General features: G+C 52.0%; 20 protein-coding genes. 3 read left to right on the top strand and 17 right to left on the bottom strand.

Features of this window, described 5'->3' with window-relative positions; genetic code table 11:
- Positions 1–43: 43 nt before the first annotated feature.
- From trpA to leuC, 12 genes are all read right to left on the bottom strand, one after another.
- Positions 44–844 (bottom strand): tryptophan synthase subunit alpha, encoded by an 801-nt coding sequence (trpA, locus tag AACH41_RS06855; protein WP_313989032.1) that lies wholly within the window; start codon positions 842–844, stop codon positions 44–46.
- Between the two features lie 79 nt (positions 845–923).
- Positions 924–2,126 (bottom strand): tryptophan synthase subunit beta, encoded by a 1,203-nt coding sequence (trpB, locus tag AACH41_RS06850; RefSeq protein WP_338657548.1) that lies wholly within the window; start codon positions 2,124–2,126, stop codon positions 924–926.
- 22 nt (positions 2,127–2,148) lie between these two features.
- Positions 2,149–2,796, bottom strand: coding sequence for a phosphoribosylanthranilate isomerase (locus AACH41_RS06845; RefSeq protein WP_275355062.1), 648 nt, complete (start codon positions 2,794–2,796; stop codon positions 2,149–2,151).
- Between the two features lie 16 nt (positions 2,797–2,812).
- Positions 2,813–3,601 (bottom strand): tRNA pseudouridine(38-40) synthase TruA, encoded by a 789-nt coding sequence (gene truA / locus AACH41_RS06840; protein ID WP_338657547.1) that lies wholly within the window; start codon positions 3,599–3,601, stop codon positions 2,813–2,815.
- Positions 3,602–3,678: 77 nt separating this feature from the next.
- Positions 3,679–6,651: a FimV/HubP family polar landmark protein gene (locus tag AACH41_RS06835; protein ID WP_338657546.1), complete on the bottom strand. Its 2,973-nt coding sequence runs from the start codon at positions 6,649–6,651 to the stop codon at positions 3,679–3,681.
- 209 nt (positions 6,652–6,860) lie between these two features.
- Positions 6,861–7,973, bottom strand: a complete 1,113-nt coding sequence (gene asd / locus AACH41_RS06830) for an aspartate-semialdehyde dehydrogenase (protein ID WP_338657545.1) — start codon at positions 7,971–7,973, stop codon at positions 6,861–6,863.
- A 63-nt stretch (positions 7,974–8,036) separates the two neighbouring features.
- The gene (locus AACH41_RS06825; protein ID WP_313989020.1) at positions 8,037–8,159 is read right to left on the bottom strand and encodes an entericidin A/B family lipoprotein; all 123 of its coding nucleotides are present in this window, start codon (positions 8,157–8,159) and stop codon (positions 8,037–8,039) included.
- Positions 8,160–8,193: 34 nt separating this feature from the next.
- On the bottom strand, positions 8,194–8,688 hold the full coding sequence (locus AACH41_RS06820) for a YajQ family cyclic di-GMP-binding protein (RefSeq protein ID WP_194746843.1): 495 nt from the start codon (positions 8,686–8,688) through the stop codon (positions 8,194–8,196).
- Between the two features lie 102 nt (positions 8,689–8,790).
- On the bottom strand, positions 8,791–9,102 hold the full coding sequence (locus AACH41_RS06815) for a pyrimidine/purine nucleoside phosphorylase (RefSeq protein ID WP_194746844.1): 312 nt from the start codon (positions 9,100–9,102) through the stop codon (positions 8,791–8,793).
- A 107-nt stretch (positions 9,103–9,209) separates the two neighbouring features.
- Positions 9,210–10,274, bottom strand: a complete 1,065-nt coding sequence (gene leuB / locus AACH41_RS06810; protein WP_275356369.1) for a 3-isopropylmalate dehydrogenase — start codon at positions 10,272–10,274, stop codon at positions 9,210–9,212.
- Between the two features lie 177 nt (positions 10,275–10,451).
- On the bottom strand, positions 10,452–11,090 hold the full coding sequence (gene leuD / locus AACH41_RS06805) for a 3-isopropylmalate dehydratase small subunit (RefSeq protein WP_194746846.1): 639 nt from the start codon (positions 11,088–11,090) through the stop codon (positions 10,452–10,454).
- Positions 11,091–11,102: 12 nt separating this feature from the next.
- Entirely contained in the window at positions 11,103–12,509 is a 1,407-nt protein-coding gene (gene leuC / locus AACH41_RS06800) for a 3-isopropylmalate dehydratase large subunit (RefSeq protein WP_275355054.1), read from the bottom strand.
- 150 nt (positions 12,510–12,659) lie between these two features.
- Here leuC and AACH41_RS06795 point away from each other — a divergent pair, with 150 nt between their 5' ends.
- Positions 12,660–13,448, top strand: coding sequence for a helix-turn-helix transcriptional regulator (locus AACH41_RS06795; protein ID WP_338657544.1), 789 nt, complete (start codon positions 12,660–12,662; stop codon positions 13,446–13,448).
- Positions 13,449–13,470: 22 nt separating this feature from the next.
- On the opposite strand, the gene cimA is transcribed toward AACH41_RS06795, so the two are convergent.
- From cimA to AACH41_RS06770, 5 genes are all read right to left on the bottom strand, one after another.
- Positions 13,471–15,051: a citramalate synthase gene (gene cimA / locus AACH41_RS06790; protein ID WP_338657543.1), complete on the bottom strand. Its 1,581-nt coding sequence runs from the start codon at positions 15,049–15,051 to the stop codon at positions 13,471–13,473.
- A 5-nt stretch (positions 15,052–15,056) separates the two neighbouring features.
- Positions 15,057–16,280 carry an argininosuccinate synthase gene (locus tag AACH41_RS06785; protein ID WP_275355048.1) on the bottom strand — a complete coding sequence of 408 codons (1,224 nt, stop codon included), beginning with the start codon at positions 16,278–16,280 and terminating at the stop codon, positions 15,057–15,059.
- A 265-nt stretch (positions 16,281–16,545) separates the two neighbouring features.
- The gene (gene argF, locus AACH41_RS06780) at positions 16,546–17,460 is read right to left on the bottom strand and encodes an ornithine carbamoyltransferase (protein ID WP_275355046.1); all 915 of its coding nucleotides are present in this window, start codon (positions 17,458–17,460) and stop codon (positions 16,546–16,548) included.
- Between the two features lie 21 nt (positions 17,461–17,481).
- Positions 17,482–18,672, bottom strand: coding sequence for an aspartate aminotransferase family protein (locus tag AACH41_RS06775; protein WP_338657542.1), 1,191 nt, complete (start codon positions 18,670–18,672; stop codon positions 17,482–17,484).
- 62 nt (positions 18,673–18,734) lie between these two features.
- Positions 18,735–19,226, bottom strand: coding sequence for a urate hydroxylase PuuD (locus tag AACH41_RS06770; protein WP_275355042.1), 492 nt, complete (start codon positions 19,224–19,226; stop codon positions 18,735–18,737).
- Between the two features lie 535 nt (positions 19,227–19,761).
- Here AACH41_RS06770 and mqo point away from each other — a divergent pair.
- The gene (mqo, locus tag AACH41_RS06765) at positions 19,762–21,249 is read left to right on the top strand and encodes a malate dehydrogenase (quinone) (RefSeq protein WP_338657541.1); all 1,488 of its coding nucleotides are present in this window, start codon (positions 19,762–19,764) and stop codon (positions 21,247–21,249) included.
- A 99-nt stretch (positions 21,250–21,348) separates the two neighbouring features.
- Complete coding sequence (locus tag AACH41_RS06760; protein ID WP_338657540.1) at positions 21,349–23,139, top strand: adenylyl cyclase; 1,791 nt, start codon at positions 21,349–21,351, stop codon at positions 23,137–23,139.
- The last annotated feature ends 38 nt before the right edge of the window (positions 23,140–23,177 follow it).

Below are 23,177 nucleotides of genomic sequence, written 5' to 3'. Positions count from 1 at the left end.
CCTACTGATAGATGACGATCTCTGAATACCTGTTCATCACAGCTTAAACAGAGTCAATCGCAGTACGTAATTCTTTTACCAAGGCTTGTACATTTGCCTGCAAGTTTGCCGCATCGGATTGTTCAATCGCCAACACCATCCGGCTACCGACAACCACCGCATCGGCAATCGCGGCCACTTCACGCGCGGTGGCCGCATCTTTCACACCAAAGCCAACGCCTATGGGCAAACTTGTCTGTTGACGGATTTCAGCCACGCGTTTTTTCACTTCAGTGATATCCAGGTTGGCCGCACCAGTTACGCCCTTCAGCGAAACGTAGTAAAGAAATCCAGTCGCCTGTTTCACAATCAGCTCGGTACGTGAAGGCTCTGTCGTCGGAGACAACAGGAAAATGCTGTCTATCTCTGCAGCTGCGAGCGTTTGATTGAACGTATCACACTCTTCAGGCGGATAATCCACAGTCAACACGCCATCGACACCTGAGGCTTGCGCCAATGCAACAAATTCTGCAGCGCCCATGGCTTCAATGGGGTTAGCGTAACCCATCAGGATAATCGGCGTCTGCTGATTGGTTTCCCTGAAGGTCTTCACCATGCCCAGCACTTTACGCAAGCCCATTTTGTGCACCAACGCGCGCTCACTGGCACGCTGAATGACGGGGCCATCCGCCATCGGATCAGAAAAAGGGACGCCAAGCTCGATCATGTCTGCGCCAGCAGCAACCATCGCATGCATTAAAGGCACGGTCTGATCGGGGTGCGGGTCACCTGCTGTGATATAGGGGATCAATGCTTTTTTGTTTTGCGCCTTGAGCGAGGCAAAAACCGATTGAATACGGGACATAAGAATCTGTGTTTTTAAGGGTTCAGAAAATGAAAGATGCACATGCGCCAGAGAGGCCTTTCTCCCTGGCGGCTGCGCATCACAATGTAATATTGGCCAAGCTTGCGACGGTGTTGATATCTTTGTCGCCGCGTCCGGACAAGTTCACTAACACAACCTGATCTGGTGACATGGTTTTGGCTAACTTTTCAGCATAAGCCAAGGCATGACTGGACTCCAGCGCGGGGATAATGCCTTCGGTACGGCACAAGTTATGGAAGGCAGCCATGGCTTCATCATCCGTAATGGCCACATACTCGGCGCGCTTGATGTCTTTCAACCAGGCATGCTCAGGACCCACACCGGGATAATCCAGGCCGGCAGAAATCGAATGCGTTTCTATGATGTTGCCGTCTTCATCCTGCATCAGATAGGTACGGTTGCCATGTAAGACACCGATTGGGCTGTTTGCAGTCAAAGGTGCGGCATGCTGGCCAGTGGTCAAGCCATGACCACCCGCCTCTACGCCAATCAGGCGTACGCCTTCTACATCAATATAGGGATAGAAGATCCCCATCGCGTTGGAACCACCACCAACACAGGCCACCACAGCATCGGGCTGGCGACCCAGCATTTCCTGCATCTGCTGTTTGGCTTCCATGCCGATCACAGCCTGAAAGTCCCTGACCATCATCGGGTAAGGATGCGGGCCGGCAACGGTACCAATGATGTAAAACGTATCCGAGATATTGGTCACCCAGTCACGCATGGCTTCGTTTAAGGCATCTTTGAGCGTTTTTGAGCCACTTTCAACAGGCACAACGGTCGCTCCCAGCAGCTTCATGCGGAACACGTTAGGCGCCTGGCGCTTCACATCTTCCGAGCCCATGTAGACCACACATTCCAGACCCAAACGGGCCGCAATCGTAGCTGTAGCCACGCCGTGTTGACCGGCCCCGGTTTCGGCAATCACGCGTGGCTTACCCATGCGTTTAGCCAACAAGGCTTGACCTATTGTGTTATTGATTTTGTGCGCACCCGTGTGATTCAAGTCTTCGCGCTTGAGGTAAATTTGAGCGCCACCGACTTTGTCGGACAAACGCTTGGCATGGTAAATCGGGCTGGGGCGACCGACGAAATGCTTGAGATCATAAGCAAACTCAGCCAGAAATTCAGGGTCGTGACGGTATTTTTCATACATCAGGCGCAGTTCTTCCAACGCCTCGACCAAGGTTTCAGCTACAAAAACCCCACCAAAAGGACCAAAATGGCCACGCGCATCTGGCATATCATAGACTTGCATGTATTACTCCGTATCTATCTCGTTACTCAAACCGCCCATTATGTACAGCATCTGCCTGCACGACCTGCCGCATGAATGCAGCTATTTTTTGTGGGGACTTTATCCCTTTTTGTACTTCCACCCCGCCGCTAATATCCACGGCATAGGGTTGAATCTGCTCAACGGCTTGCGCCACATTCTCCACTTGCAATCCGCCAGCGAGAATCAAGGGCTTTTGCATCTGCAACGGGATCAGTGACCAGTCGAAGGCTTCGCCGGTTCCGCCCACGGCCTTTTCAGAATAGGTATCCAGTAGCAAAGCGGTCGCAGAAGCAAAATCAGACTCGCATTGTATCAAATTTACCCCTGGTTTGACGCGGATTGCCTTGTAATATGGCAGATTAAATTGTGCGCAATCCTGCGCAGACTCATCGCCATGAAACTGCAAACAATCCAGACCGGTCGTGGCAATCACCTGGCGCACCTCGTCGGCTGGCGCATTGACAAACAATCCCACTTTGCTGACAAATGGAGGCAACGCAGCCACAATTGCCCTTGCCTGCTCAGCGCTCACCGCACGCGGACTGGGCGCGTAAAATACAAACCCCAACGCATCTGCGCCAGCAGCGATCGCCGCCAGCGCATCTTCTAACCGGGTAATCCCGCAAATCTTAACTCTGGTTCTTCTCATGTTGTTCAGTCAGGTTTCAATCCGTGTTGAATGCATCCCAATCGGCACTGCATGGCGGCAATTGCCAGGCGGCCTCATATTGAACGCCGGTAAAATACAGACCATCGGGCATGAAGGTGGGCGGAGCAAGCCGTCTATCCCGATGTTGCAGCAGCTCGGCAAACGCTGAGACATCCAGCTTCCCTTGTCCAACATAGACCAAGGCGCCGACCATATTGCGGATTTGATGCTGCAAAAAGGCATTGGCCTGAAAGTGAAAAATCAGGTAACGCCCCTGCGCCTTAAGCGCTGCCTGAGAGAGGGTGCGCACCGGGCTACTGGCCTGACACTCACTGGCCCTAAACGCACTGAAATCATGCTCGCCAAGCAGGGTTTGCATGGCCTGCTGCATGGCGGCAACCGCCAGTGGCCGATGATACCAGCCTACTCTTCCATGCTGACTCGCAGGTGCAACCGGGTGGTTGTATAGCACATACTGATAACTGCGTGCCCGTGCACTAAACCTGGCATGAAAATCATTAGCGACTTCGCTTGCCCACAATACACGTACCCAAGGCGGCAAATGTGCATTACTGCCACGCACCCAGGCATTCAAGGGCCTGGCCACAGCAGTCTCAAAGTGGGCCACTTGCATCAATGCATGCACCCCGCTATCCGTCCGTCCCGCCGCATGCAAACGCACCTGTTCGCCTGCAACCAGCGCAATTGCGCGCTCTAATGCATCCTGTACCCCGGCACCATTGGGCTGACTTTGCCAGCCCTGAAAGTGAGCGCCATGATATTCTATGCCAATCGCAATTTTCATGGCGCCTAGTATAAGGGCTGAGTGCGATAACGCCTAATCAAGGCACACAAAAACAAGGCCGGAAACCCGGCCTTTGATTATGCAATTTTCTCGAGTAACTCACTGGCGCGTTGCCGCTGGCGTTCACCACCTTCTGCCATCACCTCTTCGATCAGTTCTCTGGCACCAATGACATCTTCCATATCAATATAGGCCTGAATCAAATCCAGCTTGGTATTGACCTCTTCAGGCTCGTCGACCGGATCTTCGGCTGGCGCAGGCACTGCTTCGCTCACATCCAGGGAAATCTCAGGAAACTCAGCTTCAGGAGCAGCAGCCTCTGGCGCAACGGGCTCATTCAATGAGGCCACCGGAGCTTCCATATCCAGATCGTCCAATGACAAGTCCTCAGGATCATTTCCGGCTGCATCGTTAGGCCCACCCAATTCCAGAGAGAGCTCCGGCAGCGACTCGAATACAGCGTCTTCATTGGACAATGCAGGCTCGCCACTGACTGAATTAGCAGGCGCGGCAAATGGCGCCGCAGTCTGTTCAGCATCATCCAGATTGAGTGATGGCAAATCCAGTGATTTTGGGGTCAACTCAGCCTCGGCACTGGCGACCTGCAGCGCAGGGTCGGTAGCGGCTGCCTCATTTACAGAATCTGCCACATCTTCAAGCCCAGTGCTGTTGAGAGTTGACACTTCCGGTTCAGCTGCAACACGCTCGGGCGCGGTGAATGACAACGGCTCATCCTCGAGCGTTAATGCTGTTGCGCCAGGCTGTGCAAGGGTTTCTTTTGCAACATCAGTTTCAGCCAACGCAGCTGGCTCAAAAACCAATGGCTCGTCCTCCGCTTGTTGGCTCATACCAATGGCAGCCTCAGCCTCATTTTTCTCAGTTTCGGCGACCTCATTATTCTGAGACGTTTCAACAGGCTCGCCTGAAGCCGAGACCGCTGCATTTGCAGACTCAAACTCTAAAGCGGGAGCCTCAAAATTGAAATGGTAGCCTTCTTCATTTTCGGCGGGAGCAGAGGGTTCAATTGCACTGGCAGCATTGGCATTGCTATCCTCCGGTGCACTGACGGGCTCTGCACTGACCTGATATAGGCTGTTTTCAGGGTCCAGCTTCTGTCCCATGGCCGTCACTTTTGCCCAGGTACTGTCAGCCGGCCCCAGCTTGGCATAAAGATCACTGGCCAACGACTCAAATGCGCCTTTATTCGCGCTTGCCTGATAAATTTCCAGCAGTTTAAGTTTGAGCTCATGGCGGTCAGGATCTTTTTGAATGGCATCTTTGAGGATTTCTTCGGCCTGCGCATCGCGGCCATAGGCCATATACACCTCAGCCTCGGCAATCGGATCAACATCATGAGAGTCAATCATGCCGCCAACCCCACTCTGCGAGAAGTCGGTCAGAAATGAAGTGTCGCCCGAAGCAGCCGCTTGTGTATCCCCGAACACTGTATTGTTTTGCATTTCAGTGGCCGGCGAGGTCACAATCACGTCTTCAAAGTTATCAATCTGCTTTTTACGGCGAATACGGATCACAGCCCAAATGCAAAGCAGGATAGGCAATCCAATCAAGGCAAATGGCAAGACCGGGTTGATTGACTTCAGACGCTCAAGCAACACGTGCATAAATGAGGGTTGGGTGGCCGCAACTTCAGGCGCAGGCTCAACCGGTGGTGCCGCTGGCTTGTTTTCTGCAGCATTGCTGGGTGACTCGGTTTTAGCCGGCTCTGTTTTCTCACCAGCGGCCTTATCTGCTTCTGCTTTCGCCGGAGCAGAGGTTGTAGATTCTGACTTGGCTGGTTCAGGCTTAACTGGCTCGGTAGCCGTTTTATTCTGTTCAGCGTTGGATGCAGACGCTGCCTGCGCAGCATTTTTTTCAGCCTGTGCCATGGCATTGCTTTTCATTTCCACGAGCTTTTTCATGTCGGCCACTTGCTTCTCGAGCGCTGCAGCACGTGCCTGCTCTTCTTTGATCGCATTCGCTTTGGCGGTCGCGTCCTCTTGTGCAGCAGTCGCGGAGGCCTTACTGTTGGCCTTGTCAGTCAACGAAGTCGATTTTTCGTCACCTGCCGAAAGCTTTAACACATCCTTGGCTGGCTTGGACTGTGGCAATGGTTTGTCACCCGCACTGCCAATCTTGCCTGCGGATTGTTGAGTGTTGCCGCCGGTCTGGGCAGGCGCACTTTCCTTAACCACTTTGCCCAGCGTATTTTTATAAGCTAGCCAGTTGGCCGTATGCTCAGCCACCACTTGCTGCGCTTGCTTGCGACTCAGTCGCTCCAGGCTTGCCTGGTCAGGCAGGCGAATGATTTTACCTACCTTGAGACGGTTCATGTTTTTACCGTCAAAAGCGTCCTGATTGGATTGATAAAGCGCAGCCAGCATTTGATCCATGCTGACATTGTCTGGCTTCATCTGGCGCGCGATAGCATATAGCGTATCACCACGCTCTGTCGTCAACGCTTGCGCCTCAGAGGCAATGTCTTGAGCCGGTGGTTTAGGCTCCACCTTTTTGACCGCTGGCTTGGCTGCAGTCGGCGCCTTCGCACTCCTGTTTTCTGCAGGACGGCTCTCAGCGGCCACGGCTGGCGCAGGTTGAGCTTCTGGCTGTTTCACCGTGGGCGTCGCCGCAGCTTCGGCAGCATAATTAGAGTTAAAACCGGGCGGGTCTAACAGTAAGGTGTACTCTTTTACCAGGCGACCGGTCGGCCAGTCTACCTGGATCAGCATGTCCAGGAAGGCTTCTGTAATCGGTTGTGTACTGCTCAACTTGAGGATAGGCAGGCCTTTTGTATTATTGCCAACCTCAATTTTGATGAATGGATAAGCCGCAGGCTTTTCCAGCATTTGATCCTGATACACCTGCTCACTGGCAAGCGCAGCTTGAATGCTGCTCAACTCTGCAGGCGTGACGGCCAACAGCTCGATTTCAGCATTGAGTGGTTCCCCCAGTTTTGAGCTGGACGTGATGGTACCCAATCCGGCAGCATGCGCTGACATGGCAGCACCCAGACTCAAGGCAAAGGCTATTTTTTTTAATTGAATTTTACGCACCGATTCACCCTTTTTTCATTCATGGCTTTTGTCAAAATAGCATCATTCAGACAGCCACGCAAGCGCGTGCAGACGGCTTGCAGGCAATAAATACACTGTTTTTAGTGTCTCGCATCCATTAAACACTAGCCCCAAAAAAGCAAAAGCCCGAAAAGACTATGATTTCATTGATAAATCATAGCTTTACGGGCTGCTACTTCACAAACTACTTAAGCTTCTACCAAAATTCTTAACATGCGTCGCAATGGCTCGGCTGCCCCCCACAATAACTGGTCGCCCACTGTAAACGCGGACAGATATTCGCCACCCATTGCCAGTTTGCGCAAACGCCCCACCGGCGTGGTCAACGTGCCAGTAATCGCCGCTGGCGTTAACTCACGCATACTCACTTCGCGTTCGTTGGGAATCACCTTTGCCCAGGGGTTGGCTTCCGCCAGCATCTGGTTGATCTCATCGAGCGGCACGTCTTTGCGCAGTTTGAGCGTCAAAGCCTGTGAATGGCAACGCATGGCGCCAATGCGCACACACAAACCATCAATCACAATCGGATTTGCCGAGCGCCCCAGAATCTTGTTGGTCTCAACGCCCCCCTTCCACTCTTCCTTGCTTTGACCATTGCCCAAATCCTTGTCTATCCAGGGGATCAGGCTACCGGCAAGCGGCACGCCAAAGTTGGATTGCGGTAGCGCATCACTGCGGATGGTATCGGCCACCTGTTTGTCGATATCCAAAATCGCAGAAGCCGGATCGGCCAGCAAGTCAGCCACAGAGGCATTGACCACGCCCATTTGCGTAATCAACTCACGCATATTTTGTGCACCGGCACCAGACGCGGCCTGGTAGGTCATGGACGTTGCCCACTCAACCAGATCGGCCTTGAACAAGCCATTGAGCGCCATCAACATCAACGAAACCGTGCAATTGCCGCCTATCCAGTTGTTTCCGCCACTCGCGAGCGCATCTTTAATGACATGCATATTGACCGGATCAAGAATAATCACGGCATCATCTTCCATACGCAAGGTCGAGGCAGCATCAATCCAGTGACCGTTCCAGCCCGCAGCGCGCAATTGCGGGAACACTTCACTGGTGTAATCGCCGCCCTGGCAGGTGACAATCACCTCCATCTGCTTCAATGCGTCTATATTTTTCGCATCTTTAAGCGCGGGAGATGCTTTACCCACATTGGGTGCTGCACCGCCTGCTTGCGAGGTGGTGAAAAACTGCGGTTCGATATCCGCAAAATCATTTTCCTGACGCATGCGTTGCATCAGCACAGAACCCACCATGCCACGCCAACCTACAAACCCTACCTTCAACATATTCAACCTTTATTGTTAACCGCACAGCTGTGCGGATAAACGCAGATAATTTTGATTCAACCCTTATTTGGTTGACTTTTGCACGGCTTCGCCAGCCTTTTCCAGATCCTTGCCCATGCCGTCAATGGTATTGCAGGCCGCCAAGGTCAATGCAGTGATTACACCCAAAATTAACGTTTTAAACATCATCCTCTCCTCAAATGACTGATGCTTATCGTCATCAGTCTCTAAAGTTACCAAATTTCAACGGAAAATCAGTAATACTCTTTTTCACAAATGCAATCGCCTCTTGCAGGACGTCTCGCTTCGCCCCATTCACGCGCACGGTGTCGCCCTGAATGGTGGCCTGGACTTTCATGCCACTGTCTTTAATCAGCTTGGTGATTTTTTTGGCCAGGTCGCTATCAATGCCATCACGCACAATCAACTCCTGCTTGACCTTGTTACCAGACACCTTTTGCACATCCTTGTGCTCCAGTCGCTTGGAAGACTCTGGCTCTTTTTTTTCCATGGCTGGCAGTAAAATATCCTTCACCTGATCCAGCTGAAAATCATTATCTCCAAACAAAGTGATCACTTTGTCTTTCTCGTTAAACTCGATGTTGGCCGAAGTGCCTTTAAAGTCATAGCGATTGGTAATCTGCTTGCTGGCAGCATCAATCGAATTCTTCAAATTAACCATATCGACTTCGGATGTAATATCAAAGCTAGGCATTTTTTAAAACCTCACAAGCGATGGCAGGACAAGGCGGAAGCGTGCAGGCAGTACATCTAGTACGACCAGCGCGACCAACGCAGTCATGCCGAGCAATCGCAATTATTCGAAGTGGCAGACGTAGTCTACGGTCTCTACTGTTTCAATCTCAAAACTGGAATTACCCGGTACCGTGAATTTCTCACCGCCCTTGTAGGTGGTCCAGTTTTCCTCGCCTTTCAGGCGTACCTTGCAAACACCATCGTTGATTTCCATCAACTCCGGGGAGCCTGTATTAAAGGTCAATGTACTCGGAAAAATTACGCCTACGGTACACCGCGTGCCATTCGGGAACAGCACGGTGTGACTCACACATTTGCCATCAAAATAGACGTTGGCTTTCTTTTTTACACTGACATTATCAAATTGCGCCATTTTTAAATTCCTGTTTAATTTCAATACGCTGCAAAACAAGCAAAGGACTATATCACAGCTAAATCTGCGCGAGCGCGATGAAGTTGCATCCGCCCGCGCAACCAGTGTTACATGGCCGCTACGATTTGGTCGCCCATCTCCGAGCATGACACGCGTTTGGTGCCTTCTTCGTAGATGTCACCGGTGCGGTAGCCCGCTGCCAGAACCTTTTTCACAGCGTTTTCAATGCGGGTGGCAGCAGCTTCATTATCAAAGCTGTAGCGCAACATCATGGCCGCAGACAAAATGGTCGCAATCGGGTTAGCCAGGTTCTTGCCGGCGATATCCGGTGCAGAACCGTGTGATGGTTCATACAGGCCTTTTTTGCTCTCGTTCAAGGATGCAGAAGCCAGCATACCAATTGAGCCAGTCAGCATGGAGGCTTCATCAGACAGGATGTCACCAAAAATGTTACCAGTCACCATCACGTCAAACTGTTTAGGGTTGCGAATCAGCTGCATGGCGGCATTGTCCACATACATATGGCTCAACTCGACTTCCGGATATTCTTTCGCTACATCGATCACGATTTCTTTCCAGAACTCGGTGGTTTCCAGCACATTGGCCTTGTCTACTGAACACAGTTTTTTCTGGCGTTTCATCGCGATCTGGAAAGCGACGTGCGCAATACGGCGGACTTCTGGCTCACTGTAAATCATGGTATTAAAACCTTCGCGCACGCCCTGCTCGTTGGTGCGCATGCCGCGTGGCTGACCAAAATAGACGTCACCGGTCAGTTCACGCACAATCATGATATCCAGACCAGCCACCACTTCAGGTTTTAGCGTAGAAGCGTTGGCCAACTCTGGGAACAGCACCGCTGGGCGCAAGTTGGCAAACAGACCCAAGTCTTTACGAATCGCCAGCAAACCGCGCTCTGGACGCAATGGACGGTCCAGGGTGTCATACTGTGGGCCGCCTACCGCGCCCAACAAAACAGCATCCGCTTCACGGCAAACTTTTTGCGTAAACTCTGGATAGGGATGACCGAACTGGTCATACGCCTGACCACCCAACGGTGCCTCGGTGAAGGTCATTTCCAGACCTTCTTTGTGCAACACATCCAGTACGCGCAAGGCTTGTTTAATAATTTCCGGGCCGATGCCATCGCCTGGCAACACTGCAATATTCAATGCCATTATTTTTTCCTAACTATATATACAATCTCAATAAAAACGATGAAAAACCGTCGCGAGCGATGGCGTGGCTAGGCGCTCGGAGCGCAGAAACCGGAATGTACACTGAATACATAAGGATTTCGAGCACCGAGCAACAACGCCAATTCATTTTGTCGCAGATGAATTACGTTTTTATGCGAACAACCAGGGTTGTGCAGCCTTATGTTTCTCTTCAAACGTTTTGATTTCATCTGCATGCTGCAAGGTCAGGCCGATCTCATCCAGGCCATTGAGCAAATTGTGCTTGCGTGTCGGTGTAATCTCAAAGCTGAATGACTGGCCAGAAGGCGTGGTCACTGTTTGCGCTACCAGATCGACATTCAGTGTATACCCTTCATTGGCAAAGCATTCTTTGAACAACTGATCCACCTGCTCGGCAGCAGCCACGATGGGCAAAATACCGTTTTTATAGCAGTTATTAAAGAAAATATCGGCAAAGCTGGGCGCAATAATGACACGGAAGCCTTGGTCTTCAATCGCCCATGGCGCATGCTCACGTGAAGAGCCGCAGCCAAAGTTGTCACGCGCGAGCAGGACTTGTGCACCTTGGTAACGCGGCTGGTTCAAGACAAAGTCCGGATTTAATGGACGCGTACTGCAATCCATACCAGGCTCGCCATAGTTGGTATAGCGCCACTCATCAAACAAATACGGGCCGAAACCAGAACGTTTGATTGATTTCAAGAACTGCTTGGGAATAATCGCGTCAGTGTCCACGTTGGCTCGATCCAGCGGACAAACCAGCCCATTCAAGGTAGTAAATGCTTTCATAATGTTCTCCTCTTATGCGCTGCGCACGTCAACAAAATGACCGGCAATCGCAGCAGCTGCCGCCATTTCAGGGCTGACCAAATGCGTACGTCCACCTGGACCCTGACGGCCTTCAAAGTTACGGTTGGAGGTTGAAGCGCAACGCTCACCAGGGCTCAAGCGGTCTGAGTTCATGGCCAGACACATGGAGCAGCCAGGCTCACGCCACTCAAAACCAGCCTCAATAAAAATCTTGTCCAAGCCTTCAGCTTCGGCCTGGCGCTTCACCTGGCCAGAGCCCGGCACCACCATCGCCAGCTTGATATTGCTGGCCACTTTTTTACCTTTGGCGACGCTGGCAGCGGCACGCAAGTCCTCAATACGCGAGTTGGTGCAGGAACCAATAAAGATTTTATCGAGCTGAATTTGCTCAATCGGGGTATTGGCAGTCAAGCCCATATATTTGAGCGCGTTTTCAATACTGGTGCGTTTGGTTGCATCGGCTTCCTGGGCAGGATCCGGCACAGTGGAGCCGATGGGCAGCACTTGCTCAGGCGAGGTCCCCCAAGTCACTTGTGGAGCAATCTCTGCACCGTTCAATGTCACGATGGTATCAAACTCGGCATCAGCATCGGATTTGAGGGTGCTCCAGTAAGCGACAGCTTGCGCCCAATGCTCGCCCTTAGGCGCATGCAGACGGCCTTCAAGGTAAGCTGATGTTTTCTCATCCGGGGCCACCAGGCCCGCACGAGCGCCGGCTTCAATCGCCATGTTACACAGCGTCATGCGGCCTTCCATGGACAAGCCACGGATCACTTCGCCGCCAAACTCAATCGCGTACCCCGTACCGCCAGCGGTACCGATTTTGCCGATAATCGCCAGCGCCACGTCTTTGGCCGTCACGCCTTTGCCCAATTGGCCATCGACCTTCACCAGCATGCGCTTGGATTTTTTCGCGACCAGGGTTTGTGTAGCCAAGACATGCTCAACCTCTGAGGTACCGATGCCGTGCGCCAACGCGCCAAAGGCACCATGAGTTGAGGTATGGCTATCGCCACAGACCACGGTCATACCAGGCAAGGTCGTGCCATTTTCAGGCCCAATCACATGAATAATGCCTTGGTCTTTGTTTTTAAAAGGAAAATACACCAAGGCACCAAACTCTTTGATGTTGTTATCCAGCGTTTCCACCTGCAAACGGGACACTGGATCTTCAATGCCTTTGTCCCAGTCTTTGGTCGGTGTATTGTGGTCAGGGTTAGCCACAATGCTGGAATTACGCCATGGTTTACGCCCGGCCAAACGCAAGCCTTCAAAAGCCTGTGGGCTGGTCACTTCATGCACCAGATGGCGGTCAATGTAAATCAGACAGGTGCCGTCTGCTTCTTCACGCACCACATGCGAATCCCATAATTTGTCGTACAGCGTTTTACCTGCCATGACAGTTCCTTTCAAACCACACAAAATAAATAACCTGCGCAGAATACCTAAGTTTCAATACCCTTACAAGAATATGATTTATACTAGTATTGAAACTACCACTTTAAACAGCCGCTGCACACGCAAGCAATTGATGCTCAACAGGAAAAGATGGATTCAAGACGCCAGGAACTCGCAGAATTTTTACAAGCCATGCGTCAGCGTGGCATCCCGGAAGCCTTTGGTTTTCCGTCAGGCGTTCGCCGTCGCACCCAAGGGCTACGCCGCGAAGAAGTGGCTCAATTGGCAGGGATCAGCGCTACCTGGTACACCTGGATAGAGCAAGCGCGCGAAGTCAATGTGTCGGCCGAAGCCCTGGACCGCCTGGCCAATGCACTCAAACTGAGCAAGTCTGAACGTAGCTATCTGTTTGACATGGCTGACCGCCGTGACCCGCATGCACACCAGAACCAAGTTGATACGGCGCCGGAAACCTTGGTGACCATGCTGAAACACATCCAGATTCCGGCGTACATCATGGGCCGCACCTGGGACATGTTGGCCTGGAATACCGCAGCAAGTGATTTGTTTAGCGGACTGCTGGATATTGAGTGGCCTGCTGGTGAACACCCCAATCTGCTACGCTTTGTGTTTGCACATCCGGCGGCAAAACAGTTTGTAGTGAACTGGGACATGCGCGCGCGTAGACTGGTGGCAGAATTCAGAGCGGACAGCCGCACACGGCTGGAAGAGCCTGAAATCAAGAAACTCATCGACGAACTGAGTAATGCCAGTGCAGAGTTTGCAGCGTTCTGGAAACAGCATGATGTGCTGGAAAGACAAGGCGGACAGCGCGCCTTTCAACATCCGACGCAAGGCTTGATTCAATATCAGCAGGTGACGCTACGTCCGGTAGAACAGGAACACCTTAAACTGGTGTTGCTGCAACCTGCTGACTAATCAGCGTTCGGGTTTGCTGCGCTTATGGGCTTGTCCGCGATTGCGACAACTTATATTCAATCGCATCCTTCAAGGCCAGCCAGGATGCCTGAATGATGTCAGAAGAAACACCGATGGTCGTCCAGTTGCTTTGCTGATCGGTAGACTCTATCAACACACGCACCTTCGCTGCCGTGGCCAGATTGGAGTCCAGCACCCGCACTTTGTAATCCACCAGCTTGATTTCATTGATGGCCGGATAAAACGGCTGCAGCGCCTTACGCATGGCCTTGTCCAGGGCATTCACGGGACCATCACCCTGAGCGGTTGCGCTGGTTTCCTGGCCATTCACGCTGACGTGTATCGTCACCGAGGAATTCAACCCATCCGCGGACGGTTCGTAAATATTGACATGGTATTGCTTGAGGCTGAAAAACGGCTTGAACTTGCCCAGTAACTTCTGCATCAGCAAGTCAAACGAGCTCTCGGCATTTTCAAACTGATACCCTTCATGCTCCAGTGCTTTCAGCTGCTCCAGGATATTCACCGCCGCTTGAGACTCTTTGGTCAGGCTAGGATCAATTTGTTGCAACTTGCGCAGAATCGCTCCGCGCCCCGCGACTTCAGAGACCAGAATATGTCTCTCATTGCCAACCATGCCAGGGTTGATGTGCTCATAAGATTTAGGATTCTTATTCACTGCATCAATATGCATGCCGCCCTTGTGTGCAAAGGCATCCTGCCCGACATAAGGCGCCTTGTCGTTAAACGCAACATTGGCGACTTCACTGACAAAGCGTGCGGCGGCCGTCAACTCGGATAATTGCGCCTCTGAAATACAGGCCAAACCCAGTTTTAGCTGCACATTGGGGATAATCGACACCAGGTTGGCGTTGCCGCAGCGTTCACCGATACCGTTGATGGTGCCTTGCACCTGGATGGCGCCGGCCTGTACAGCGGCCACCGAGTTGGCCACCGCCATTTCACAGTCGTTATGGCAATGAATGCCGATCTGCACTGCAGGGAAACGGCTCACCACTGTTTGCGTGATGCTGAATACCTCGTTCGGGAAAGTGCCGCCATTGGTATCACATAAGGCCAACACATCCGCCCCAGCGTCTACCGCGGCTTGCAATGTCTGCATGGCATAGTCGGCATTGGCTTGATAGCCATCGTAAAAATGCTCGGCGTCAAACACCACCTCTTTGCCTTGCGCCTTGAGGTAGGCAATGGTATCGGCAATCATGGCCAGGTTTTCATCTAGCGTCGTGCGCAGAATGTCAGTGACCTGGTAATCCCAACTCTTGCCAAAAATAGCCACCGCCGTTGTGTTGGCTGATAACAGTGACTGCAAATTCTTGTCTTCTGCTGCGGTAATGCCAATCCGGCGTGTACTGCCAAACGCAATAATTTTGGCATGCTGCAGATGGAGCTCGCCGACGCGGGCAAAAAACTCGAGGTCTTTCGGGTTAGAGCCAGGATTACCGGCCTCAATGTAGCCAATGCCCAATTGGTCCAAACGCTGAACCACCTTGAGTTTATCCTCAACCGAAAAAGACACTCCCTGCGCTTGCGCGCCATCGCGCAAGGTAGAGTCGTAGGCAATGACGCGTCGATGAGCCATAAGAATTATTTTTTACGGCTGTGCAAGTTGGCTGCAATACGCATGCGCAAAGCATTCAACTTGATAAACCCGCCGGCATCTTTCTGGTCGTAAGCGCCTTTGTCATCCTCAAACGTCGCAATGGTCGAGTCAAACAACGAATCAGTTTTGCTGTCACGGCCAACCACAATCACGTTGCCTTTGTACAACTTCACGCGCACCCAGCCATTCACCGTCGCCTGGGTATGGTCGATCAAAGTTTGCAAGGCAACACGCTCTGGGCTCCACCAGTAGCCGTTATAGATCAGGCTGGCGTAACGTGGCATCAAATCATCCTTCAAGTGCGCCACTTCGCGGTCCAGCGTAATGCTTTCAATCGCACGGTGCGCTTTCAGAATAATGGTGCCGCCCGGAGTTTCGTAGCAACCACGGGACTTCATGCCTACATAGCGGTTTTCCACCAGGTCCAGACGACCCACACCATGTTTGCCACCCAAGCGGTTCAGCTCAGCCAGAATCTCGTGTGCTTTCATGGATTTGCCATTAAGCGCAACGATGTCACCCTGTTTGAACTCAAGGTCCAGATACTCGGCCGCGTCAGGCGCTTTTTCAGGGGATACGGTCCAGCGCCACATGTCTTCCTCGGCTTCCGCTGCCGGGTCTTCCAGGTGGCGGCCTTCGTAGGAAATATGCAACAGGTTAGCATCCATTGAATAAGGGCTGCCGCCTTGTTTGTGCTTCATCTCGACCGGGATGCCATGTTTTTCGGCATAGGCCAGCAGTTTTTCACGGGACAACAGATCCCATTCACGCCATGGGGCGATAATTTTGATGTTGGGATTCAAGGCATAGGCACCCAGCTCAAAACGCACCTGGTCGTTACCCTTGCCGGTGGCACCATGCGAAATAGCATCCGCTTTGGTTTCGTTGGCAATTTCAATCAGGCGCTTGGCAATCAGCGGACGCGCAATCGAGGTCCCAAGCAAATATTCACCTTCGTAAACAGTGTTGGCACGGAACATCGGGAACACAAAGTCACGCACAAACTCTTCACGCAAGTCATCAATATAGATTTCGTTCACGCCAAATTTTTTGGCTTTTTCACGCGCGGGCTCCAGCTCTTCGCCCTGTCCAAGGTCGGCAGTAAAGGTGACCACCTCACATTGATAAGTGTCCTGCAACCATTTCAGAATCACGGAAGTGTCCAGGCCGCCAGAATAGGCCAATACGGCTTTTTTAATATCGCTCATTGAAGTTGTATTTCCATAAAAAATATTTTTACCTCACAGCAAACAAGATAAAGAGAAAATCTGTAAAAGCACTTTTTCTCTGTGACCTCTGTGTTCTCTGTGGCTAACACATGTTTTTGGCGTCACATTTGTTGTCACGCCAGTCTGGCACGTTTAATTTCAACGTCGTGTCAGAGTGAACCTATAAAAAAAAATTTTGCCACAGAGATCACAGAGGGTAAGGAGAAAACCACCTTGAAACACTCTGGGTCTCAGTGGTGAAAAATCAAACCTTGCCTAATAACAAATATTCCATCAGCGCTTTTTGCGTGTGCAGTCTGTTCTCGGCTTCGTCCCAGACCACGCTTTGCGCGCCATCAATGACCTCGGCCGAAACTTCTTCACCACGGTGCGCAGGCAAGCAGTGCATAAACAAGGCATCGGCTTTTGCGACCTTCATCATGTCAGCGTCGACTTGCCAATCGGCGAAGTCTTTGCGGCGCTCTTCGTTTTCGGCCTCAAAGCCCATGCTGGTCCAGACATCGGTCGTGACCAGATCGGCGCCGAGAGCTGCCTCCATCGGGTCAGCAAATGACTCGAAATGATCCGTGCCGTACAAGTTAGCGCGCTCTGGTTCGACTTCATAGCCAGGCGGGGTCGACACATGTACATTAAAGTCTAGCACTTCTGCCGCCTGCAACCAGGTGTTACAGACGTTATTGCTGTCGCCAATCCAGGCCACGGTTTTACCCTGGATTGAGCCTCTGTGCTCGATAAAGGTAAAAATATCCGCCAGGATCTGGCATGGGTGATATTCGTTGGTCAGACCATTGATGACCGGCACGCGCGAGTTTTGCGCAAAACGCTCAATGATGCTTTGCTCAAACGTGCGGATCATAACGATGTCACTCATGCGCGAAATCACCTGTGCCGCATCTTCTACCGGCTCGCCACGCCCCAGTTGCGAGTCACGGGTGTTGAGATAGATGGCTGAGCCGCCCAGTTGCTGCATGCCAGCTTCAAAAGACAAGCGGGTACGCGTACTGGCTTTTTCAAAAATCATGACCAGCGTGCGATCGACCAGCGGCCAGTATTGTTTGTAATCTTTAAATTGCGATTTAATCCATTTGGCACGGGTAAAGATGTGCTCTATCTCGTCGCGTGTCAGGTCATTAAATTGCAAAAAATGTTTAATACTCATGATGTGTAGACGCTTGCGTAATCAAGCATTTGCCTTTAAGAAATTTAAAATCAGGGGCGTTAACCTGCTTACCAACTCATCTGCTTCCTGCTTATTCATGATCAGCGGTGGTAACAAACGAATCACTTTTTCTGAGGTGACGTTAATCAATAGTCTTGCTGCCAACGCCTGCTTGACCAGCTCGGCACATGGTTTGTCCAGCTCAATCCCGATCATCATGCCGGCATTGCGTACATTGACGACTCCGGCTTCGCCTTTGAGCGCAAGCGTAAACTGTTCGCGAATATAGTCGCCAACCGTCTGTGCGTTTTCACGTAATTGTTCTTCGGCAATGATATTTAATGTGGCCAGACCAGCAGCCGTGGCCAGCGGGTTCCCGCCAAAGGTTGACCCATGCTTACCAGGCGTAAAGGTTTCTGCGGCCACGCCACGCGCGACACAAGCCCCAATCGGCACGCCTGAACCCAGGCCTTTGGCCAATGTCATCACGTCCGGCAGGATGCCACTATGCTGAAAAGCAAACCAGGTGCCGGTTCTGGCAATGCCTGACTGGACTTCATCCAGCATCAGCAACCAGCCATTGGCATCGCACAGCGCACGCAAGCCTTGCAAATAGGCTTTCAAACTGGCTGGAATATGAATCCCGCCCTCGCCTTGCACTGGCTCAACCAGAATAGCCACCACATTGTTTTTATGGGCTGCAATTGCTTTGACGGCTTCGATGTCATCAAAAGGCACGCGGACAAACCCACTTACCAAGGGCTCAAAACCGGCTTGCACCTTACGGTTACCGGTCGCTGACAAAGTAGCCATGGTCCTGCCATGAAAGCTTTGATCCATGACGATGATTTCAGGATGGTCTATGCCTTTGTTGTGTCCGTACAAACGCGCCAATTTAATCGCGGCCTCATTGGCTTCACAACCTGAGTTACAGAAAAATACGCGATCCATGCCAGACAACTCGGCCACTTTGTCGGCCAACGCAGCTTGTTCTGCAATCTGGTAAATGTTGGAGACATGGATCAGTTTGGCGATTTGTGCATTGAGCGCCGCTACAAATTTGGGATGGGTATGACCCAAGCCATTCACCGCCACGCCAGACAGCGCATCCAGATAGCGATCACCGGCAGTGTCTGTGAGCCAGACGCCCTCACCTTTAACAAAGGTCACTGGCTGTCTGCCATAGGTGTTCATTAAATGTTCCGAATGCATTTCAAACCCTTTTTCAAAAAACAAAAACGGCGGCTTAAGCCGCCGTAAACGTCTTAAACCCGCTAAAACCCTAATACGGCTCGATGACTCAACCCATTGGCCATAAAAAACAGCATGGGCAAGGAAAGCATCAAGTTCGTGCGTGAGGCCAACATGGCGACACGCCTTGCATTGTTTTTAGCCTGTTCATCCGCAGCCACCATGCCTAGTATTTTTTTCTGATTGGGCCAAATCAGCACCCAAACATTAAACAGCATAATGGTCCCCAGCCAGGCACCCACACCAATCAATTCAAACCCGCCTCGCAAGGCGAACGCATCGGTAAAATGTGGGCCCAACAATGCCGCACCTGCCAGCCAGGTCACCACAGCAGACCAACGAAACCATAGCAAGGCACGTGGCGCGATATGTTTATTAATGCCCGCAGCCGTACCGTCTGCTGCGGCCGCCTTCAAGCCTGCCATTTGCACCAGATTAAAATAATAAAGCAGGCCCACCCAGGTAATGCCTGCCAATACATGAAACCATCTTGCGAGTGCCGGAACCAGCTCCATCGTATCAGCTTCCTGCAACCACAAAATTTTTGAGGAAAAAAACCAGCGCCAGCGTGAGCAACACACCAGAGAGAACGGATCCTGCAACAGATTCCAACGGATTTTTCATATACACCCCAACCCTTTTGTGTTTTTAAGCCTGATCGGACTAGATCCGCATGGTGGCTATGCCGGCTAGCCACTCGCAAACATTTTCATGCGCCTAAATTTAGGTGTCTCAAGAGCATAACGACTGCCATGAGACAACACCAAATCGGAAATTCAGATCAACGACCCAGTAAATCTTGTTCCAGTCAAATCCGGTTGAAGATAAACCTAAGCCAGGCTTGATTTTTTTGTGGTTTTGAACCTTTTTAATTTCATCCTTAAGCTTACCGTAAAAGCAATTTATTGACAAGTTAGCCCCAGGCTTATTGGCATGCGTCACGAAAGCATCAAGTTTAGATGATACGCGTGGTTTTTCGATTTATAATGCGCGGCGTCAATATAATTTGCGCCCAATCTGCAGGCGCGACAATGAGGGGACACTCGCACCATGGCAACAACAGACATCGATGTCGTGCTGGTTGGCGGCGGCATTATGAGCGCAACGCTGGCGTCTCTATTGCATAGACTCGACCCGACCTTAAGCATATGCATGGTGGAGCAACTCGAAGACGTTGCGCTTGAAAGTTCTGATGCACTGAATAATGCAGGCACTGGCCATGCGGGGTATTGTGAGCTCAACTACACCCCCAAAAACCGGCAGGGAGACATTCAGATTCGGCGCGCGCTGGAGATCAACGCCGCCTTTGAGGTCTCTCTGCAATATTGGTCTACCCTGACAAAAGAAGGGGCGCTGCAAGCGGCAGCGTTTATCCAGCGCGTCCCGCACCTGAGTGCGGTTTGGGGTGCTGAAGACGGTGCTTTTTTGCGTCAGCGATTTGAGTTGTTACAAGCACATCCTTTATTTGCAGAGATGCAGTGGAGCAACCAGCCGGAAACCCTGAACGAGTGGATGCCCCTGATGATGCGTGGCCGTGAAAGCGGCGCGCACATGTCTGCCACACGCGTTGCCCATGGCTCGGATGTCAATTTTGGCGCACTGACAAGGCAGTTGGTGACTCACCTCAAGACGCAAGCCAACTTTACCTTGCTTACCCAATCCCGCGTGACCAAGCTCAAGCAAGTGAACAAGCGCGAAAAACATCCCTGGCAAGTTCAAGTGCAGGATCTGGTCACTGGTAAAAAACAAACTCTGGAAGCCCAGTTTGTGTTTTTAGGTGCCGGCGGCGGCGCCTTGCCCTTGTTGCAGCAGTCGGGGATCCCTGAAGCGAATGGCTATGGCGGTTTTCCGGTCAGTGGCCAATGGTTGATTTGTAATGAACCCTCGCTGATCAACACCCATCATGCCAAGGTTTACAGCCAGGCTGCGGTCGGCGCACCACCCATGTCGGTGCCGCATCTGGATACGCGCATGATACAAGGCAAGCCTGCGCTGCTATTTGGGCCCTATGCCGGATTCACCACGCGCTTTCTCAAGCAAGGCTCGCGTTTCGACTTGGCCAAATCCGTTAAAGTCAGAAACATCAAGAGCCTGCTCGGTGCGGGCCGACACAATCTGGACCTGACCAAATACCTGATCAAGGAAGTGTTTCAAACGCATGAGCAGCGTATGTCTGCCTTGCGCGTATTTCTGCCTGCGGCCGATAGCCAACACTGGCAATTGGCGCACGCCGGGCAGCGGGTACAAATCATCAAGCGCTGCCATCAGCATTGGGGCAAACTCGAATTTGGCACTGAGATTGTGGCCAGCGCCGATGGCAGCCTGGCGGCCTTGCTCGGCGCTTCGCCTGGCGCATCGGTGAGCGTCCAGGCCATGCTGGATGTATTACAACGCTGCTTTGCCAAACGCATGCAAAGCGAGGGCTGGCAAGAGACGCTCAAGTCCATGATTCCCTCCTATGGAGAATCATTGATTGACGATGCGCAACTGCTGGCACGTGTGCGTAGCGAAACCTTGAGTACCTTGCAACTGGGTTAGTTTGCTGAACTAGCTCAGCAGGTCTGGCAACCCGGGATCGCACCACCCATTGCTGACGGCCATGCAAGCCAACAAAATTTGAATTTTCTGGACAATAGCGTGGTCCTGACTAGAGGACTTGTAAGAGAAAGCGAACTGTTTATGTATTCCGGGATTGCCGACAAAACACTGTTTACCCTATTTGGCGCGGGCCTCACCGCTTTGTTTTTAGCCGGATGCCAGGCGGATGCCCATAAAGTGCAAGCCAGTGCCCCCGACTTTGGCGAGAACGTGTTTGTACTCGACCCACAAATGCCGGCGGAAGAAGTACAGACCAGGCTGGATGCCCTGTTCAAACAACAAGAAAGTAACCAGTTTGGGCCTGAACGCTATGCGGTATTGTTCAAACCGGGCGTCTACCATAACAAGATCAAGCTGGGCTTTTATACCCAGCTCATGGGTCTGGGCCGCTACCCTGATGAGGTCATGTTGCAGGGCGGGATTGAGGTCAAGGCCACCTGGCACGAAGAAGATGCCACACAAAATTTCTGGCGTAGCGTAGAGAACCTGTCGGTGACGCCGGATAATGGCACCATGCAATGGGCGGTGTCGCAAGCTTCACCGCTACGTCGTCTGCATGTGCGTGGCAATATGTTGCTGGATGATAATGGCGGCTGGTCCAGTGGTGGCTTTATCGCCGACAGCCTGATTGACCAGCAAGTCAATTCGGGCACCCAGCAGCAATGGTTAACCAGAAACAGCAACATTGGCAGCTGGACCAATGCCAACTGGAATATGGTCTTTGTTGGCGTCAAGCATGCCCCGGATGCGTCGCATTGGCCTAACCCACCCTATACCGACGTCCCGCAAACGCCTATCGTACGCGAGAAGCCGTTTTTGACAGTGACCGCGGCTGGTGAATACCAGGTTTACGTCCCTCCGTTGCGTCAGCAGACGCAAGGCATCAGTTGGCAAGACGCTCACCTGAACGGCACGACCATTCCCTTGAGCCGTTTTTATATTGCCAAAGCGGCAACAGATAACGCTGACAGCCTGAATGCGGCGCTTGCCAAAGGCCTGCATCTGTTGCTGACGCCGGGCATTTACCCGCTAGACAAAGTCCTCAACATTTCGCGCGCCAATACCGTGGTGCTCGGCTTGGGCATCGCCACCCTGCTGCCTACCCATGGCAACCCCGCCATGCAAGTGCAAGATGTCGATGGCGTGATCCTTGGCGGCCTGCTGTTTGATGCAGGTGAGAAAAACAGTGAGGTGTTATTGCAAGTTGGCCTAAGCAAAACCGCCACCTCGCATGCCCAAAACCCGATCAGCCTGCATGATGTGTTTTTCCGGGTAGGCGGCGCCAGCGTGGGCAATGCCACGCATAGCGTCATCATCAATAGCAATCACGTGATTGGCGATAACTTGTGGGTATGGCGCGGCGACCATGGCAACGGCATCGGCTGGTCTATGAACAAAACCAAGCATGGCATCGTGGTGAACGGGGATGATGTCACCATGTATGGCTTGTTTGTCGAGCACTTCCACGACTACCAAACCGTGTGGAATGGCGAAAATGGCGCCGTGTACTTTTACCAGAGTGAAGCGCCCTATGATGTCCCCAACCAGGCCAGCTGGATGAATGGCAGCAGCAACGGCTTTGCCTCTTACAAGGTGGCTGATCACGTCACACAGCACAGGGCCATCGGCATGGGCGTGTACTGCTTTTTTAATGACAATCCGGAAGTCAAACTGAGTAGCGCGATTGAGGCACCGCTGGGCGATCATATCCAGTTTGAGCGCATGACCAGCGTTTCGCTGGGCGGGACAGGCGAAATCACACATGTGCTCAATACCAGTGGCGACGCTGCCAAACCAGGCAGTGAAGTGTCTCGTCTGTTGAAGCCTTAACGTATTACCTTGCGAGCGCCTGCATTTAGCTGCAGCCG

Origin of the sequence: Methylophilus sp. DW102 (genome assembly GCF_037076555.1) — a bacterium.
Classification (GTDB): domain Bacteria; phylum Pseudomonadota; class Gammaproteobacteria; order Burkholderiales; family Methylophilaceae; genus Methylophilus; species Methylophilus glucosoxydans.
Note: the sequence above shows the minus strand (reverse complement) of the source record. Positions and strands in the feature narration are given on the sequence as shown.